This is a genomic window from Mesorhizobium sp. B3-1-7 (assembly GCF_006439385.1).
Taxonomy (GTDB): Bacteria; Pseudomonadota; Alphaproteobacteria; order Rhizobiales; family Rhizobiaceae; genus Mesorhizobium.
Map to the genome: position 1 here is coordinate 37944 of NZ_VFTL01000011.1, position 14928 is coordinate 52871.

General features: G+C 63.5%; 15 protein-coding genes. 5 read left to right on the top strand and 10 right to left on the bottom strand.

All coding sequences use genetic code 11. The features are described 5' to 3' along the window. Positions 1-221 precede the first annotated feature (221 nt). Positions 222-560 carry a TIGR01244 family sulfur transferase gene (locus FJ417_RS11385; RefSeq protein ID WP_140704126.1) on the top strand — a complete coding sequence of 113 codons (339 nt, stop codon included), beginning with the start codon at positions 222-224 and terminating at the stop codon, positions 558-560. Between the two features lie 44 nt (positions 561-604). Here the strand turns inward: FJ417_RS11385 and FJ417_RS11390 are convergent, their stop codons facing one another. After that, complete coding sequence (locus FJ417_RS11390) at positions 605-1072, bottom strand: Lrp/AsnC family transcriptional regulator (RefSeq protein WP_140656389.1); 468 nt, start codon at positions 1070-1072, stop codon at positions 605-607. 138 nt (positions 1073-1210) lie between these two features. On the opposite strand from FJ417_RS11390, the gene hppD reads away from it, so the two are divergent. After that, complete coding sequence (hppD, locus tag FJ417_RS11395; RefSeq protein ID WP_140783475.1) at positions 1211-2326, top strand: 4-hydroxyphenylpyruvate dioxygenase; 1116 nt, start codon at positions 1211-1213, stop codon at positions 2324-2326. A gap of 29 nt (positions 2327-2355) precedes the next feature. Here hppD and FJ417_RS33495 read toward each other — a convergent pair whose 3' ends face one another. Genes FJ417_RS33495 through hmgA form a run of 4 tightly spaced genes read right to left on the bottom strand, consistent with a single transcriptional unit; the run spans position 2356 to position 5779 of the window. Further along, the gene (locus tag FJ417_RS33495) at positions 2356-2508 is read right to left on the bottom strand and encodes a BrnA antitoxin family protein (protein WP_348639928.1); all 153 of its coding nucleotides are present in this window, start codon (positions 2506-2508) and stop codon (positions 2356-2358) included. Between the two features lie 51 nt (positions 2509-2559). Then, entirely contained in the window at positions 2560-3573 is a 1014-nt protein-coding gene (locus tag FJ417_RS11405; protein ID WP_140783476.1) for a fumarylacetoacetate hydrolase family protein, read from the bottom strand. Then, positions 3570-4469 (bottom strand): MBL fold metallo-hydrolase, encoded by a 900-nt coding sequence (locus FJ417_RS11410; protein ID WP_140783477.1) that lies wholly within the window; start codon positions 4467-4469, stop codon positions 3570-3572. Before FJ417_RS11410 ends, FJ417_RS11405 begins: the two co-directional genes overlap by 4 nt. After that, on the bottom strand, positions 4466-5779 hold the full coding sequence (gene hmgA, locus FJ417_RS11415; protein WP_140783478.1) for a homogentisate 1,2-dioxygenase: 1314 nt from the start codon (positions 5777-5779) through the stop codon (positions 4466-4468). Before hmgA ends, FJ417_RS11410 begins: the two co-directional genes overlap by 4 nt. An 83-nt stretch (positions 5780-5862) precedes the next feature. Here hmgA and FJ417_RS11420 point away from each other — a divergent pair, with 83 nt between their 5' ends. After that, the gene (locus FJ417_RS11420; protein ID WP_140783479.1) at positions 5863-6336 is read left to right on the top strand and encodes a MarR family transcriptional regulator; all 474 of its coding nucleotides are present in this window, start codon (positions 5863-5865) and stop codon (positions 6334-6336) included. A 78-nt stretch (positions 6337-6414) separates the two neighbouring features. On the opposite strand, the gene tdh is transcribed toward FJ417_RS11420, so the two are convergent. Genes tdh through FJ417_RS11435 form a run of 3 tightly spaced genes read right to left on the bottom strand, consistent with a single transcriptional unit; the run spans position 6415 to position 9154 of the window. Beyond that, positions 6415-7449 (bottom strand): L-threonine 3-dehydrogenase, encoded by a 1035-nt coding sequence (gene tdh / locus FJ417_RS11425; protein ID WP_140783480.1) that lies wholly within the window; start codon positions 7447-7449, stop codon positions 6415-6417. A gap of 45 nt (positions 7450-7494) precedes the next feature. Next, complete coding sequence (locus FJ417_RS11430) at positions 7495-7938, bottom strand: SRPBCC family protein (RefSeq protein WP_140641242.1); 444 nt, start codon at positions 7936-7938, stop codon at positions 7495-7497. Positions 7939-7966: 28 nt separating this feature from the next. Further along, complete coding sequence (locus FJ417_RS11435) at positions 7967-9154, bottom strand: glycine C-acetyltransferase (protein ID WP_140783481.1); 1188 nt, start codon at positions 9152-9154, stop codon at positions 7967-7969. Between the two features lie 299 nt (positions 9155-9453). Between FJ417_RS11435 and FJ417_RS11440 the strand changes: the two genes are divergently transcribed. Further along, entirely contained in the window at positions 9454-11523 is a 2070-nt protein-coding gene (locus FJ417_RS11440; RefSeq protein ID WP_140783482.1) for an EAL domain-containing protein, read from the top strand. A gap of 192 nt (positions 11524-11715) precedes the next feature. Here FJ417_RS11440 and FJ417_RS11450 read toward each other — a convergent pair whose 3' ends face one another. Next, entirely contained in the window at positions 11716-12153 is a 438-nt protein-coding gene (locus FJ417_RS11450; RefSeq protein ID WP_140783483.1) for a MarR family winged helix-turn-helix transcriptional regulator, read from the bottom strand. Between the two features lie 140 nt (positions 12154-12293). Here FJ417_RS11450 and FJ417_RS11455 point away from each other — a divergent pair, with 140 nt between their 5' ends. Further along, entirely contained in the window at positions 12294-12701 is a 408-nt protein-coding gene (locus tag FJ417_RS11455; protein WP_140783484.1) for a hypothetical protein, read from the top strand. A gap of 127 nt (positions 12702-12828) precedes the next feature. Here the strand turns inward: FJ417_RS11455 and FJ417_RS11460 are convergent, their stop codons facing one another. After that, positions 12829-14874: an NADH:flavin oxidoreductase gene (locus tag FJ417_RS11460; RefSeq protein WP_140783485.1), complete on the bottom strand. Its 2046-nt coding sequence runs from the start codon at positions 14872-14874 to the stop codon at positions 12829-12831. Positions 14875-14928 lie beyond the last annotated feature (54 nt).

Genomic DNA, 14928 nt, shown 5'->3' on the forward strand with positions numbered 1-14928 from the left:
TCGCCAAATCCATGCGGCGCGCAAGAAGATTGAGTTGTGCCAATAGCCCGGCATGCCACGCTCTGCTGCGGATCCAGGCGCGTTCCCAACCGGGTCAAAATTGGCCTAGTTGGATTTTCCAGCCGGCTATGTCTATTTGGCAGGGAATTCCTTCAACGCGGATTGCCGCCCCTCACCCGGAGTGGCAAGACTGCGGCCAAAGAGATTGCGAGGACGACACCATGGAATACCGCCAGATCAGCGACGACTATTCAGTCTCCGGCCAGATCCAGCCGCAGGACATTGCCGCCATCAAGGACGCCGGCTTCAAAAGCGTGATCTGCAATCGGCCGGACGACGAGCAGCCCGGCCAGCCTTCCGCCGGGAGCGTCCAGGCGGCGGCCGAGGCAGCCGGGCTCGGCTTCCGCTATATCCCGGTGATCAGCGGCCAGATCACCATGGACAATGTCGAGGACCAGGCCCAGGCGCTCGACGAACTCGAAGGCCCGGTGTTCGCCTATTGCCGTTCAGGGGCGCGCTGCACCAACCTTTACGGGCTGATCCAGCAGCAGAGAGACTGAGGCTTAGCGCGTTGGCACGATGCCAATCCGCGAAATCCGCTTTCCTATATCGGCAGCGCGCCGGTTTCCTTCAGCGTCTCCAGCACGATCGCCGTCTTCACGTGCTGTACCGATTCGTGCGGCAGGAGCACGCCGTTGACGAACTCGGACAATGATTTGAGGTCGGGCGTCACCACCTTCAGGATGTAATCCATCTCGCCGGTCAGCGCGTGCGCCTCCTGCACTTCGGGCAGGCGCGCCACCAGTTCGCCGAAGCGCCGCGCGTTGTCGCGGTTGTGGGTGGCCAAAGTCACCGAGATGACGTTGACCAGCGAAAAGCCCAGGCGATCGCGGTCGAGCACGGCGCGGTAGCCCTTGATATAGCCATCGTCCTCCAGCCGCAGGCGGCGGCGCGAGCATTGCGATGGCGAGAGGTTCACCCGCTCTGCCAGATCGTTGTTGGTGAATCGCGCATCATCCTGCAAAAGCGCCAATATCTTGCGGTCAAATTGGTCAAGGCGCGCATCATCCATGGATTTTTCTCCAATCATGCACAATTTGCGCGCATGATGAGCATTTCAAGCGGTTGAATGCAAGCACCGTGCGGACGCTCCGCGCTATCATCGTGAAAGTTGGCCAAGCACGGTCGCAACAGCTTTCGGAGGACTGCCATGGGCCCCTTCCCGCACGACGCCCCACCCGCCAAGATCAACAAGCAAAACCCCGCCGGCACAGACGGTTTCGAATTCGTCGAGTTCGCGCATTCGGAGCCCGAAAAACTCGCCGAGCTTTTCACCCGAATGGGCTATGTCGCGGTGGCCAAGCATCGCAGCAAGGACATCACCGTCTGGCGCCAGGGCGACATCAACTACGTCGTCAATGCCGAGCCCGGCTCGCACGCGATGAAGTTCGTCGAAAAGCACGGCCCCTGCGCCGCCTCGATGGCCTGGCGCGTGGTCGATGCCAAGCATGCTTTCGACCACGCCGTGTCGAAGGGCGCCACACCCTATGAAGGCGCCGACAAGGCGTTGGACGTACCGGCAATCGTCGGCATCGGCGGCTCGCTGCTCTATTTCATCGAGGCCTATGGCGAGAAGGGCTCGGCCTATGACGCCGAGTTCGAATGGCTGGCCGAGCGCGACCCGAAGCCCGAAGGCGTCGGCTTCTATTTCCTCGACCACCTCACCCACAATGTCTATCGCGGCAACATGGACAAGTGGTGGGATTTCTACCGCGACCTGTTCGGCTTCAAGCAGATCCATTTCTTCGACATCGACGGCAAGATCACCGGCCTGGTCAGCCGCGCCATCACCTCGCCCTGCGGCAAGATCCGCATTCCGCTGAACGAGTCCAAGGACGAGACCAGCCAGATCGCCGAGTATCTCAAGAAGTACAATGGCGAGGGCATCCAGCACATCGCGGTTGGCACCGACGCCATCTACGAGGCCACCGACAAGCTCGCCGCCAACGGGCTGAAGTTCATGCCCGGCCCACCCGACACCTATTACGAGATGTCGCATGACCGCGTGAACGGCCACGACGAGCCGATCGAGCGCATGAAGAAGCACGGCATCCTCATCGACGGCGAAGGCGTCGTCGACGGCGGCACGACCAAGATCCTGCTGCAGATCTTCTCCAAGACCGTCATCGGGCCGATCTTCTTCGAGTTCATCCAGAGGAAGGGCGACGAAGGCTTTGGCGAAGGCAATTTCCGCGCGCTGTTCGAGTCGATCGAGCAGGACCAGATCAAGCGTGGCGTGATCAAGCTGGACGGCAAGGCGGCATAGCCAGCCGAAGGACCAAACCGCCGGCTATCCTAAAGGCCGGCGGCCTTCCGCAGAATCTCGTTTATCCGGCTCTGGCAGCCCGGTCCGCCGGCACGGAAGCAGGCGACCACATCGCTGTCGAGGCGCGAACGCGCCTCGATGCGGTAGCTCAGCCGCGTCGCCTGGACGAAGACCACCAGCATGGCCAGCGCCCAGTGCCCGAACAGCACATAGAGCGCTTCGCCAGGCATCGGTTACCTTTCGTATTTCTCGACCTTCTGCTCGATGGCGCCGAAGATCGAATGTCCGGCTTTGTCCTTCATCTCGATGCGCACCGTGTCGCCGAAATGCAGGAAAGGCGTCTTGGGCTCGCCGCCCTCGATGGTCTCGATCATGCGCAGCTCGGCGATGCAGGAATAGCCGGCGCCTCCCGCCGAAACCGGTTTCCCCGGGCCGCCATCGAGCTTGTTGGAGACGGTACCCGAGCCGATGATGGTGCCGGCGGCGAGCGGCCGCGTCTTGGCGGCATGCACGATCAGCGCCGGGAAATCGAAAGTCATGTCGATGCCGGCATTGGCGCGGCCGAATGGCTTGCCGTTGAGATCGGTGAGCAGCGGCAGGCTGACCTTACCGCCGTCCCAGGCGTCGCCCAATTCGTCCGGCGTGACCGCGACCGGCGAGAAGGCCGAAGATGGCTTCGACTGGAAGAAGCCGAAGCCTTTGGCCAGTTCCGGTCCGGTGATGGCGCGCAGCGTGACATCGTTGACCAGCATCACCAGCCGGATCGCCTCTCTTGCCGCGTCCAGCCCGGCGCCCATCGGCACGTCGTCGACGATGACGGCGATCTCCGCCTCCATATCGATGCCGAAGGCTTCCTCGGCCATACGGATCGGGTCGCGCGGCGCGATAAAGGAGTCGGAGCCACCCTGGTAGATCAGCGGATCGGTCCAGAAGCTTGCCGGCATCTCGGCGCCGCGCGCTTTGCGCACCAGTTCGACATGGTTCACATAGGCCGAGCTGTCCGCCCATTGATAGGCGCGCGGCAATGGCGAATGCGCGTCATGCTCGTGGAAGCGCGCCGACGGCACCGCATTGGTCTCGAGCGATTCCGCCATCGCCGCCAGATGCGGGGCGATGCGGCGCCAATCGTCGAGCGCGGCCTGCAGCGTCGGCACCAGGAACGAAGCGTCGGTGAACCGGGTCAGATCGCGCGAGACGACGACCAGTTTTCCATCGCGCGTCCCGTTCTTCAATGTGGCAAGCTTCATGCGGTTTCCTCTCCTGACGCGGCCTTCTGACCGCTTAACTCCACAACAAGGCCGTCTCGGGCAATCGTCAAGTCACCGGCCCACGATTTCCTAGCAGCGGCGACCCAGTCGGCCTCGCCGATCGCGGGATCGTCGGCTGGAATGAGGTGGTTGAGCACCAGTCGCTTCACGCCGGCATCGCTGGCGATGTGACCCGCTTCCTCGGCGAGGCTGTGGCTGGCGAAAAGGTGCTCTTTCAGCCGAGCGCCATTGCCGGTCCTAGCGACCAGCCTTTCCAAACCTTCCTCCAACATGGCCTCGTGGACGAGGACATCGGCCCCTTTGGCAAAGTCAGCCAGCGGCGGAAAGAACGCCGTGTCGGCGGAAAACACCACGCTTCTGCCGCCATGCTCGAAACGCAGCGCGAAACAGTCGATCACCGGCGGATGGTCGACGCGCAGCGCCGTCACCGTCAGGCCACCCTCCGCCAGGATGGTCCCCTCGCCAAATTCCTTGACGGAGACCAGTTCGCGAATATCTGGCCGCCCCTCGTCGACGATGCGGATCTCGATGTCGAACTCCATCGCCCGGCAGAAATGCAGCCAGTGGTCGTGGGTGCCTGACGGCCCGTAGACCGTCACCGGTGTCGCCAAACCCGCCGTCCATGCGGTGTGGATCAGCGGCCCGAGCTCAAGAAGATGGTCGGAATGGAGATGCGTGATGAAGATCAGGTCGAGCGCCTTGAGGCTCATGCCGGCGTCGACCAGGCCGCGCGTGACGCCCAGCCCGCAATCGACGACGATATTGCGCCCGCCGATCTCCACCAGCGACGAACTCGGCCAAGGTCCGCCCGGCCGGACCGCTGGGCCGCCCTTTGAGCCAAGCACGACCAGCCGATCAAGCTTTTCGGTACTCAAGACCAGTCGCCCTGGGGCGTGCCGTTAAAACGCTTCTTCAGGTCGGCCCAGCAGTCGATGTAGTTCTCCTGCAAGGTGCCGAGTTCCGCAGCGTAGCGCGTCAGCATCTGCGGAAAGCGTGTCTCGAACATGAAGGCCATGGTGTTGTCGAGCTTGACCGGTTTCAAGTCCGCTCGCGTCGCTTTCTCGAAGCCGAAGGCGTCCGGCCCGTGCGCCAGCATCTGGTTGTGCAGGCTGATGCCGCCGGGGACAAAACCTTCCTCCTTGGCGTCGTACTGGCCGTGGATCAGGCCCATGAACTCGCTCATGATGTTGCGGTGGTACCAGGGCGGCCGAAACGTGTTTTCCGCCACCAGCCACCGCGGCGGGAAGATGACGAAGTCGACATTAGCCGTGCCCTCCTCGCCGCTCGGCGCCGTCAGCACCGTGAAGATCGACGGGTCGGGATGGTCGAACAGGATGGCGCCGACCGGCGAAAACGTCGCCAGATCATATTTGTAGGGCGCATAGTTGCCGTGCCAGGCGACGACGTCGAGCGGCGAATGGCCGAGCTCGGTGACATGGAAAGAGCCACACCATTTGACGATCAGCCGGCAGGGCGTCTCCTTCTCCTCGAACCAGGCGCAGGGCGTCTTGAAGTCGCGCGGATTGGCCAGGCAATTGGCGCCGATCGGGCCGCGGTCGGGCATGGTGAACTTGGCGCCGTAATTCTCGCAGACATAGCCGCGCGCTTCCTTATCGGCGAGCTCGACCTTGAAGACGAGGCCACGCGGCAGCACGGCGATCTCGCCGGGCCGAAGCTCGATCACGCCCATTTCGGTGACGAAGCGCAGCGCGCCGAGCTGCGGCACGACCAGCAATTCGCCGTCGGCGTTGAAGAAATGGTCGTCCTCCATCGAGCGGTTGGCGACATAGACATGCGCGGCCATGCCTGACTGGCCGACCGCGTCGCCGGCCGTGGTGAAGGTGCGCATGCCGGAGATGAAGTCCGTCGGTTCGCCGGGCATCGGCGTCGGATTCCATCTATATTGGCCGAGCGCCAGCTCGTGGTCGCCGATATTCGGCCCGGTCTTCCATAAGGGATAGCTCGCCCCCTTGAAGCGGCCGGTGTGTTTCACACTCGGACGGATGCGGTAGAGCCAGGAGCGCTCGTTGGTGCCGCGCGGAGCGGTGAACGGAGAGCCCGAAAGCTGCTCCGCATAGAGGCCGTAGGCCGGCCGCTGCGGCGAGTTGCGACCCTGCGGCAGCGATCCGGGCAGCGTCTCGGTTTCGAAGTCGTTGCCGAAGCCCGGCATGTAGGAAAAGGCCATCGGTTCCTCCCGGATTGACCAAACTGGTTTCATTTGTAACCATTGAAAATGTAACTATCAATGGCAACGCTGAGACGCGGGACATGATAAACGGAAGCGACGCGGCCAACGACCGCGAAATCCTCGAGCTGGAAAGCTTCCTGCCCTACCGGCTCTACCGGCTGGCCGACACCGTCAGCCGCGAATTCTCGCGCGTCTACAAGGAACGCCATGGGCTGACCCGGCCGGAATGGCGCACGCTGTCAGGCCTCGGCCAGCGCGGCACGATGACGGCGACGGAGCTCGGCGAGCAGTCGGCCATGCACAAGACCAAGGTGTCGCGCGCGGTGGCCGAGTTGGAGCGACGGCGTTGGCTGACGCGAACGCCGGACGAGAACGACCGCCGCGTCGAGCATCTAGCGCTGACCAGGGCTGGGCTCGCCGTCTATCGCGAGATGGTGCCGCTGGCGAAGGCGTTTGAAAGGGAGTTGCTGGGGAAGCTGAGCGAGGAGGAGCGGACGGCGATTGTGAGGGGCGTGGCTGCGCTGGAGACCAGTCTGGCATCTGAATGGAAATAGACGCTAGCGCGAGGCCCCCCTCTCTGTCCGGCAGGACAGAGAGGGGGGCGAAGGAACTCGACATCTCTCCACAGGCCCCTACCAATCCATAACCACCTTGCCCGAACTGCCGCTGCGCATCGCATCGAACCCGGCCTGATAGTCGTCGATGCCGATACGATGGGTGATCAGCCCCGAGACATCCAGCGGGCCTTGCACCAGGGCGATCATCTTGTACCAGGTCTCGAACATCTCGCGGCCGTAGATGCCTTTCAGATGCAGCATCTTGAAGATCACCTTGTTCCAGTCGATCTCGAAGCCGGTGGGCGCGATGCCAAGGATGGCGATCTTGCCGCCATTGTTCATGGTGTCGATCATGTCGCGGAAGGCAGGCGCGGCACCCGACATCTCCAACCCGACGTCGAAACCTTCGGTCATGCCGATCGACGGCATGATGTCGCGTAGCTTTTCCTTCGAGGCGTCGACGACGTGCTGGACGCCGAGTTTTCGCGCCAGATCCAACCGCACCGGGTTGATATCGGTGATGACGACCTTGCGCGCGCCGACGCATTGCGCGACCAGCGCGCCCATGATGCCGATCGGCCCGGCGCCGGTGACCAGCACGTCCTCGCCGACGAGATCGAAGGATAATGCGGTGTGTACCGCATTGCCGAGCGGATCGAAGATCGCCGCGATCTCGTCCGGCACGTCGTCGGGGATCGGCACGACATTGTGCTGCGGGATGGCCAGATACTCGCCGAAGGCGCCGGGGCGGTTGACGCCGACGCCCAGCGTGTTGCGGCAGAGATGCCCCCTGCCCGCGCGGCAGTTGCGGCAATGGCCGCAGACGATATGGCCTTCGCCCGAGACGCGTTGGCCGACCTTATATTCGGTGACCGCGGCGCCGTAGTCGGCAACGGTGCCGACGAATTCGTGGCCCGTCACCATCGGCACCGGCACCGTCTTCTGCGCCCACTGGTCCCAATTGTAGATATGGACGTCGGTGCCGCAGATCGCGGTCTTCTTGACCTTGATCAGCACATCGTTGGGGCCGATCTCCGGCACCGGCACCTCTTCCATCCAGATGCCCGGCTCGGCCTTGGCTTTCACCAGCGCCTTCATCATGTTGGACATCAGACGCTCCTCAAAAATCTTGCCTGTCTCGATGGATCGGTTTCATCAGTGCGCCGCCTCCAGAATGTTCTTCAGCCGGAGCAAGTCTCGATCGGTCGAACGCCGAACGGCTAGGGCGATAAACGGTGCCACGAGACGGGAAAAGCCTGTCGGGATGCCGCGGTTCCGGAGCGCCATATGGGTAGCGCCTTCTCGGGTATCGCGCCATGCATAACTCGTTTCCATGGGAAACGGTCCTTCGGCAGTTCGCATCACCAGCCGCTCGCCCTGCACGAGATCTACAATTTCGTAGGTGTAAACAAGCCGCCGTCCGAGGAACTGCGCCACGAATGCAATTCTCGATCCTACCTGCGCGGGTCGGGGCGTCTTCCATTCGACCGATTTGATATTGACGTACCAGCGGGGCACGTTGTCCGGATCGGCGGAAAAGGCGGCGACGACCGCGCGTGGCCTGGCGATCTCGATCCTGCTCGTGACATCGATCGTCATGGCCGACTTCTGTTTTCCTCGGCGTGGGTCAAGCGATTACACCCAGTTCTTTTCCCACGTCGCCGAAGGCCGCGACCGCCCTGTCGATATCGGCGCTGGAATGGGCGGCCGACATCTGCGTGCGGATGCGGGCCTGGCCCTTCGGCACCACCGGGAAGGCGAAGCCGATGACGTAGATGCCGCGCTTCAGCATGCGCGCGGCCATCTCCTGCGCCAGTGCGGCGTCGCCCAGCATCACCGGGATGATCGGATGATCGGCGCCGGCCAGCGTGAAGCCGAGCTTGCCCATCTTGGAGCGGAACCGGTCCGCATTGGCATATAGGCGCTGGCGCAGCGCGTCGCCATGACGGATCAGGTCGAACACCCTGATCGAGGCGCCGGCGATCGCCGGCATCAGCGTGTTGGAGAAGAGATAGGGTCGGGAGCGCTGGCGCAGCCAGTCGACCACCTCGCTCTTGCCCGACGTGTAGCCGCCGGAGGCGCCGCCCAGCGCTTTTCCGAGCGTCCCGGTGATGATGTCCACCCTGCCCTCGACGCCGCAATGCTCGGCCGAGCCGCGGCCGTTCTTGCCGACGAAGCCGACCGCATGGCTGTCGTCGACCATGACCATGGCGTCGTATTTCTCGGCGAGGTCGCAGACGCCGTGCAAATTCGCGATGATGCCGTCCATCGAGAACACGCCGTCGGTGGCGATCAGCCGGAAGCGGCAGTCCTTCGCCTCCTTCAGCCGCACTTCGAGGTCGGCCATGTCGTTGTTGGCGTAACGGAAGCGCTTGGCCTTGGAGAGCCGGACACCGTCGATGATCGAGGCGTGGTTCAGCGCGTCCGAAATGATGGCGTCCTCCTCGCCGAGCAGCGTCTCGAACAGGCCGCTATTGGCGTCGAAACAGGAGGAGTAGAGGATGGTGTCGTCCATGCCGAGGAAAGACGAGATCGTCGCCTCGAGCTGCTTGTGCTCCTCCTGCGTTCCGCAGATGAAGCGCACCGAGGCCATGCCATAGCCGTAGCGGTCGAGCGCGTGCTTTGCCGCGTCGCGCAAATCCGGGCTATCGGCGAGGCCGAGATAGTTGTTGGCGCAGAAGTTCAGCACCTTTTCGCCGCCGACCTCGATCTCGGCGGACTGCATCGAGGAAATCACCCGCTCGGACTTGTAGAGCCCGGCCGATTTGAGGCCCTGGAGCTCGCTGTCGATGTGGGAAAGGAATGCTTTGCTCATGGTCCGGCCCTGTTCGGTTCGAGGCCGGACTGTCGCGCCATGGCTGCAAAAAATCCATCGCAAAAGCGACCGCTTCGGTGGCGCCGCGAAAGCCCGGTCGCAATTCTTTGCGAAGGCGCGGCGGCGATACGATCAAAAATGGGGTGAGCGGGAAAGGACATGATAACCATCTTGCGAGCTTTGCCGCACCGCCGCGCATGCCGCCAGCGTCCCTTGCCGACCTGTTAACCCTTTCAAGGCAAGCGTTTTCCCGCCACGAATCCAGGCAGAAACCCGTCGACCGGAGGGGTCACCCAGTTATGTCGCAGCAGCCAGTGCATAGCGTTTCGCGCAAGCTGATCCTGCTCATCAAGACCGGCTACTGGCTGGCGCTGGCGATCATCGCCGCCATGGTGGTGGCCTCCTTCGTTCTTCTGCAGCAATTGATGGCGCAGCAGCAGCACAATCATGCGCTGCTCGATATCGTCTCGACGCAGAAGGCGCTGTCGCAGCGCATCGTCTTCCTGGCCAGCGCCACCGGCGCCGCCTCGCGCGACAAGCAGCCGGCACTGGTCACCGCGCTCAAGCAGGCGACGGGCGAGTTCGAGACCAACTACGACCGGCTGCTCAAGGAGACCGGCGCCGACCCGCTCTCGCCGGCGCGCAACGACCCGAAGTCGATCGAATACGTCCTCTTCAGCAAGCCTTTCCACCTCGATTACTTCTCGATCGGCCTCGTCGCCAATGGCGACAGGCTGGTCTCGTCCTTCGCGTCGCAGCTTGGCATGCAGAACGACGGCTACAAGGGCAGCGGCGAACGCGTCGGCCTCGACGCCTCCGTCGCCAACGCGACGATGTCCGGCTATGCCGCGCTCGGCCAGCGCATCAGCGCCTTCGCCGACGAAAAATCCAGCAACATCCTCGACCTGCATCGCACGCTGTTCTTCGCCACGCTCGGCGTCATCGTGCTGGTGGCGCTGTTCATCTTCCGGCCGATGTCCAACGCCATCCTGCGCAAGACGCGCGAGCTGGTCGATGCCCGCAACTCGATGGCCTTCATCGCCGTGCATGACGGCCTGACAGGGCTGCACAACCGTACCTTCCTCACCGACCATTTCGAAACGCTGATCAAGGGAGCGCACCGCCGCCGCGAGCGCCTTGCGGTGATCCAGCTCGATCTCGACCGCTTCAAGCAGATCAACGACACGCTTGGCCATGCCGCCGGTGACTATGTGCTGGTGGTGACGGCGCAGCGCATGCGCGATTCCTGCCGCGCGTCGGATCTCTGCGCACGGCTTGGCGGCGACGAGTTCGTCATGATCCTCAACGGCGCCGGCACCACCGAGGACATCCATGCGCTGGCCAAACGCATCCTCGATGAGATCAACGAGCCGATCACGTTCCAGGGCACGACCATCATGCCCGGAGCCAGCGCCGGCATAGCGGTCTATCCGGTCGACGCCGACAACGCGCAGGATCTGCTCGTCCATGCCGATCTCGCGCTCTATTCCGCCAAAAAGCTCGGCGGCGGCAATTTCTCCTTCTTCTCCGAGGAACTGCGCCGCGAACTCGACTATCGCAAGCAGCTCGAACAGGACATCCGTACGGCGATCGCCAACAGGAGCTTCGAGGTCTATTTCCAGCCGCAGGTGTCGCTGACCAGCGGCAAGATCAGCGGCATCGAAGCGTTGGTGCGCTGGAAGCACGAGACGCGCGGCATGATCTCGCCTGGCGAGTTCATTCCGGTCGCCGAGAAATGCGGCTTCATGCCGGATATCGGCCGCATCGTCATCGGCAAGGCGATCGAGGAAGCCGCCGAATGGGACCGCGCCGGCATCGATTTCGGGCGCATCGCCGTCAATGTCTCGGGCACGGAGCTGCGCGAGTCCGATTTCGACACCTTCCTGTTCGGCACGCTGGAGCGTGCCGGGCTGCGGCCGCAGAAGCTGGCGCTGGAAATTGTCGAATCCGTCATCCTCGACGACGAGAAGACCGGCATCGCCGCGAAGCTCCGCCACATCCGCGCCGCGGGCGTGCATCTCGAACTTGACGATTTCGGCACCGGCTATGCCTCGCTCAGCCACGTCAACCCGAACGAGATCGACCGGCTGAAGATCGACCGCCGCTTCGTCCAGAACATCAACGAGAACGGCGACAATTCCAAGATCGTGCGCGCCATCACCGAGCTTGCTCGCGGGCTCGGCATCTCGATCGTCGCCGAGGGTGCGGAGACTGAAGCCGAGCTCGACTCGCTGATGGCGATCGGCTGCGATCAGGTGCAGGGCTATTCGATCGCCTTCCCGATGCCGCAGGACAAGGCGCGCGAATGGCTTTTGGCGCGCAGCCCGAAAAAGGCGAAGCTGAAAGTGCTGCAAGGCAGCTTGGCTTGAGATGCGCCGATATTCAGGTGAGGCCGGCCTGCAAATGGCGGCTTCCTGCGCTTCCGGCCTTCGCCGGCCGAAGCATTCCTGAGTGACGTGGCATGACGAGATGTTCCAGGACACCTTCGACGGCAAGGCGAAGCTGACGGCGTTGATCGCGGCGCTCAAGCTGCGCCACTACGCCTTCGGCGCGATAACGGGTTACGACTGAGACGGCTCAGCGTTGCGCCTAAGTGCCGCAAGCACCTCCGTGAATTCGGCGAGCTTGTCATCGGGGATACCAGCCCGCAGACGCTTGTCGAAGGCGACCGCCGCGAGGCGCAACTTTTCGAACAGCGCTTCGCCGGCTTCCGTCAACGCCACCTGGTGGACCCTGCGGTTTTCCGGATCGCGGCGGCGTGTCAGCAACCCTTGCGCCTCCATGCCGTTGAGGTGATGGGTAAGCGTCGCGCCCTGGATGCCGATCATCCCGGCAAGCTCGCGCTGGTTCGCCAGTTCCTTCGACTTGACCGAGAGCAGGGTCACCCAGATCGGCAGCGTGCCGCCGGCCTCGACCATCGCGGCATCAAAAGCCTGCGCCACCACTTTCGAGGTGCGGGCGAGATTCATGCCGACGGGCGGACGGTCAAACGGTGTCATGACCTGACAGTAGAGCACGCAATGGCAAGGTGGAACTCGGCTTCATGCGTTGACATCTAATCGTTAGATATCTAACTTTGTCTTACTGATGGCGCCGTGACATAGCTGCGGCGCGGCGGCCGGCAGAGAGGAATGCGGTCATGCAATATGTCTATATCGTCACCATCGGCCTGCACGTGATGGCCGGCGTGTTCTGGGCCGGCACGACCATCGCTGTCGCCCGCGATCCGGAGATCAAAGCGGAGCGTTTCATCCGGCCGCAGCTCGGCGCCTCCGGCATAGTTTTCCTGACCGGCATACTGCTCTGGTATTTCTTCCATGAGGGCGCGTTCGGCCCGATGGAGAAGGTGCTGGCGCTCGGCATTTTGACGGCGCTGATCGCCGCCGGCGTGCAGGGCGCGCTTGTTGCCTCCGCCAGCAGGCAGCTGGCTGGGGCCGATCAAGCCACGCAGACCCAGTTGCGGGCGAAAATGACCAGAGGCGAACGCATCGCCGGCGGGCTGCTGGTCATCACCGTGTTTTGCATGGCGACTGCCAAGCTATTTTGAAATCGCACGGCCGGCGAAACCGACCGGGCGCGGCGCGCAACGGACCGAAGCGGCAGGTGGCTCTCCTTGCAAAGGTCCGTTGCGCGCCTGTTTTTGAGCATGATCTCGGGGATCATGCCCCGGCCAATCAGATCCGGATCCCGAAGCGGATGCCGTCATAGATGGCGGCGTGGATGTTGCGCGAGGCGACCGCGTCGCCGATGCGAAACATCACGAAGCCGCCTTCGGCATTGCGCGCGGGGAAGATGTCGCTGCCGCTCACCAGCCGCTCATAGTCGACCGCACCGCCATTCTTCGACAGGGGCTTGAGCGACAGATAAAGATCGTCGAGCGGTGCGGTGCCATGCTCGACCACCACCTGGTCGACGCGCCGCTCGCCGCGCCAGCCATCGGCGAAGTCCGATGCCAGCTCGGCGATGAGTTGGTTGCCCTCGCGCCGCACCGAGCGCAGGCGCGTGTTGATGGTGACGGTGACGCCCTTTTCATGGAAGGCGCGCATGTAGGGCACGTGGTTCAGGCCACCCATTTCCGGCGCGAAGAAGCGCTCGGGCGACACAAGCTCCAGCCTGGAGCCGCTGTTGGCGATGAGCTCGGCGGCGCCCATGCCCTGATGGCCGCCATTGTCGTCGTAAAGCAGCACGTTCTCGGCCGGCTTGACGCTGCCGGCCATGATGTCCCAGCTCGAGGTGACGAGATTGTCGCCGGCCGTCAGCGGCGGGTTCTGCGGCAGGCCGCCGGTGGCGACGATCACCACATCCGGCGCCAGCGCCAGCACATCGTCCCTCTCGGCCCAGGTATCGTAGCGGATCTCGACGCCGAGCCTATCCAATTCGGCGAGCCGCCAGTCGATGATGCCGATCAGTTCCTTGCGACGCGGGTTCTGGGTTGCGAGCCTCACCTGGCCGCCGGCCTGGCTTGAGGCTTCCAGCACCGTCACCTGATGACCGCGTTCGGCCGCCACGCGGGCGGCCTCCAGGCCGCCGGCGCCAGCGCCCACCACCACGACTTTCTTCTTCGGTCCCTCGCTCTTGGCGATGACGTGCGGAATGGTCGCCTCGCGGCCGGTCGCGGCGTTGTGGACGCACAGCGCCTCGCCGCCCTCATAGATGCGGTCGAGACAATAGGTGGCGCCGACGCAGGGGCGGATCTCGTGCTCGCGGCCTTCCATCACTTTGCGGATGATATGCGGATCGGCGATATGGGCGCGGGTCATGCCGACCATGTCGAGCTTGCCGGTGGCGATGGCGTGGCGAGCCGTGGCGACATCGGAAATGCGCGCTGCATGGAAGGTCGGGAATTTCGTCGCCGCCCTCACCTCGCCGGCGAAATCGAGATGCGGCGAGGATCGCATGCCGGCCACCGGGATGACCTTGGTCAGCGACGCATCGGTCTCGATCGTGCCGCGGATGATGTTGAGAAAATCGACCTTGCCGGATGAGGCCAAGCGCCTGGCGATCTCGACGCCAACTTCCTTCGAGATGCCCTTTTCGATATCCTCGTCGGCGACCATGCGGATGCCGACGATGAATTCTTTACCGACCGCGGCGCGCACGGCGTCGAGCACCATGTCAGTGAAGCGCAGCCGATTGTCGAGCGAGCCGCCGAACTCGTCGTCGCGATGGTTGGTGAGCGGCGACCAGAAGCCGTCCATCAGATGGCCGTAGGATTCGAATTCGATGCCGTCGAGGCCGGCCGCCTGGCAGCGCTGCGCGGCCGAAGCATAGTCGGCGACGATGCGCTCGATGTCCCACTCCTCGATGGTCTTCGGGAAGGCGCGATGCGCCGGCTCGCGCACCGGCGAGGCTGACAGCACCGGCAGCCAATCGGCCTTGTTCCAGCCCGTGCGGCGACCGAGATGGGTGATCTGGATCATCACCTTGCAGTCATGCTCATGGCAGGCATCCGCGAGCTCAGCCAGCCACGGCACGATGCGGTCGTCATAGACATGCAGATTGCCGAAGGCGGCCGGGCTGTCGCGCGAAACGATCGCCGAGCCCGCTGTCATGGTCAGCGCCATGCCGCCCTTGGCCTTTTCGGCGTGGTAGAGCCGGTAGCGCTCCTTCGGCATGCCGTCCTCGGAATAGGCCGGCTCATGGCTGGTCGACATCACCCGGTTCTTCAGCGTCAGGTGCTTGAGTTGGTAAGGTTGGAGAAGCGGGTCGCTGCTGGTCATCTTCTTCCTGCCGTTTCAAAATCAAATTGTGCTAATGAGCGCGCCGCGCCCGAT

Excerpts from the sequence above, each read along its gene's own strand:
- FJ417_RS11385 (WP_140704126.1), top strand. The coding sequence starts at position 222 with ATGGAATACCGCCAGATCAGCGACGACTATTCAGTCTCCGGCCAGATC.
- FJ417_RS11390 (WP_140656389.1), bottom strand. The coding sequence starts at position 1,072 with ATGGATGATGCGCGCCTTGACCAATTTGACCGCAAGATATTGGCGCTT.
- hppD (WP_140783475.1), top strand. The coding sequence starts at position 1,211 with ATGGGCCCCTTCCCGCACGACGCCCCACCCGCCAAGATCAACAAGCAA.
- FJ417_RS33495 (WP_348639928.1), bottom strand. The coding sequence starts at position 2,508 with ATGCTGGTGGTCTTCGTCCAGGCGACGCGGCTGAGCTACCGCATCGAG.
- FJ417_RS11405 (WP_140783476.1), bottom strand. The coding sequence starts at position 3,573 with ATGAAGCTTGCCACATTGAAGAACGGGACGCGCGATGGAAAACTGGTC.
- hmgA (WP_140783478.1), bottom strand. The coding sequence starts at position 5,779 with ATGGCCTTTTCCTACATGCCGGGCTTCGGCAACGACTTCGAAACCGAG.
- FJ417_RS11420 (WP_140783479.1), top strand. The coding sequence starts at position 5,863 with ATGATAAACGGAAGCGACGCGGCCAACGACCGCGAAATCCTCGAGCTG.
- tdh (WP_140783480.1), bottom strand. The coding sequence starts at position 7,449 with ATGTCCAACATGATGAAGGCGCTGGTGAAAGCCAAGGCCGAGCCGGGC.
- FJ417_RS11430 (WP_140641242.1), bottom strand. The coding sequence starts at position 7,938 with ATGACGATCGATGTCACGAGCAGGATCGAGATCGCCAGGCCACGCGCG.
- FJ417_RS11435 (WP_140783481.1), bottom strand. The coding sequence starts at position 9,154 with ATGAGCAAAGCATTCCTTTCCCACATCGACAGCGAGCTCCAGGGCCTC.
- FJ417_RS11440 (WP_140783482.1), top strand. The coding sequence starts at position 9,454 with ATGTCGCAGCAGCCAGTGCATAGCGTTTCGCGCAAGCTGATCCTGCTC.
- FJ417_RS11450 (WP_140783483.1), bottom strand. The coding sequence starts at position 12,153 with ATGACACCGTTTGACCGTCCGCCCGTCGGCATGAATCTCGCCCGCACC.
- FJ417_RS11455 (WP_140783484.1), top strand. The coding sequence starts at position 12,294 with ATGCAATATGTCTATATCGTCACCATCGGCCTGCACGTGATGGCCGGC.
- FJ417_RS11460 (WP_140783485.1), bottom strand. The coding sequence starts at position 14,874 with ATGACCAGCAGCGACCCGCTTCTCCAACCTTACCAACTCAAGCACCTG.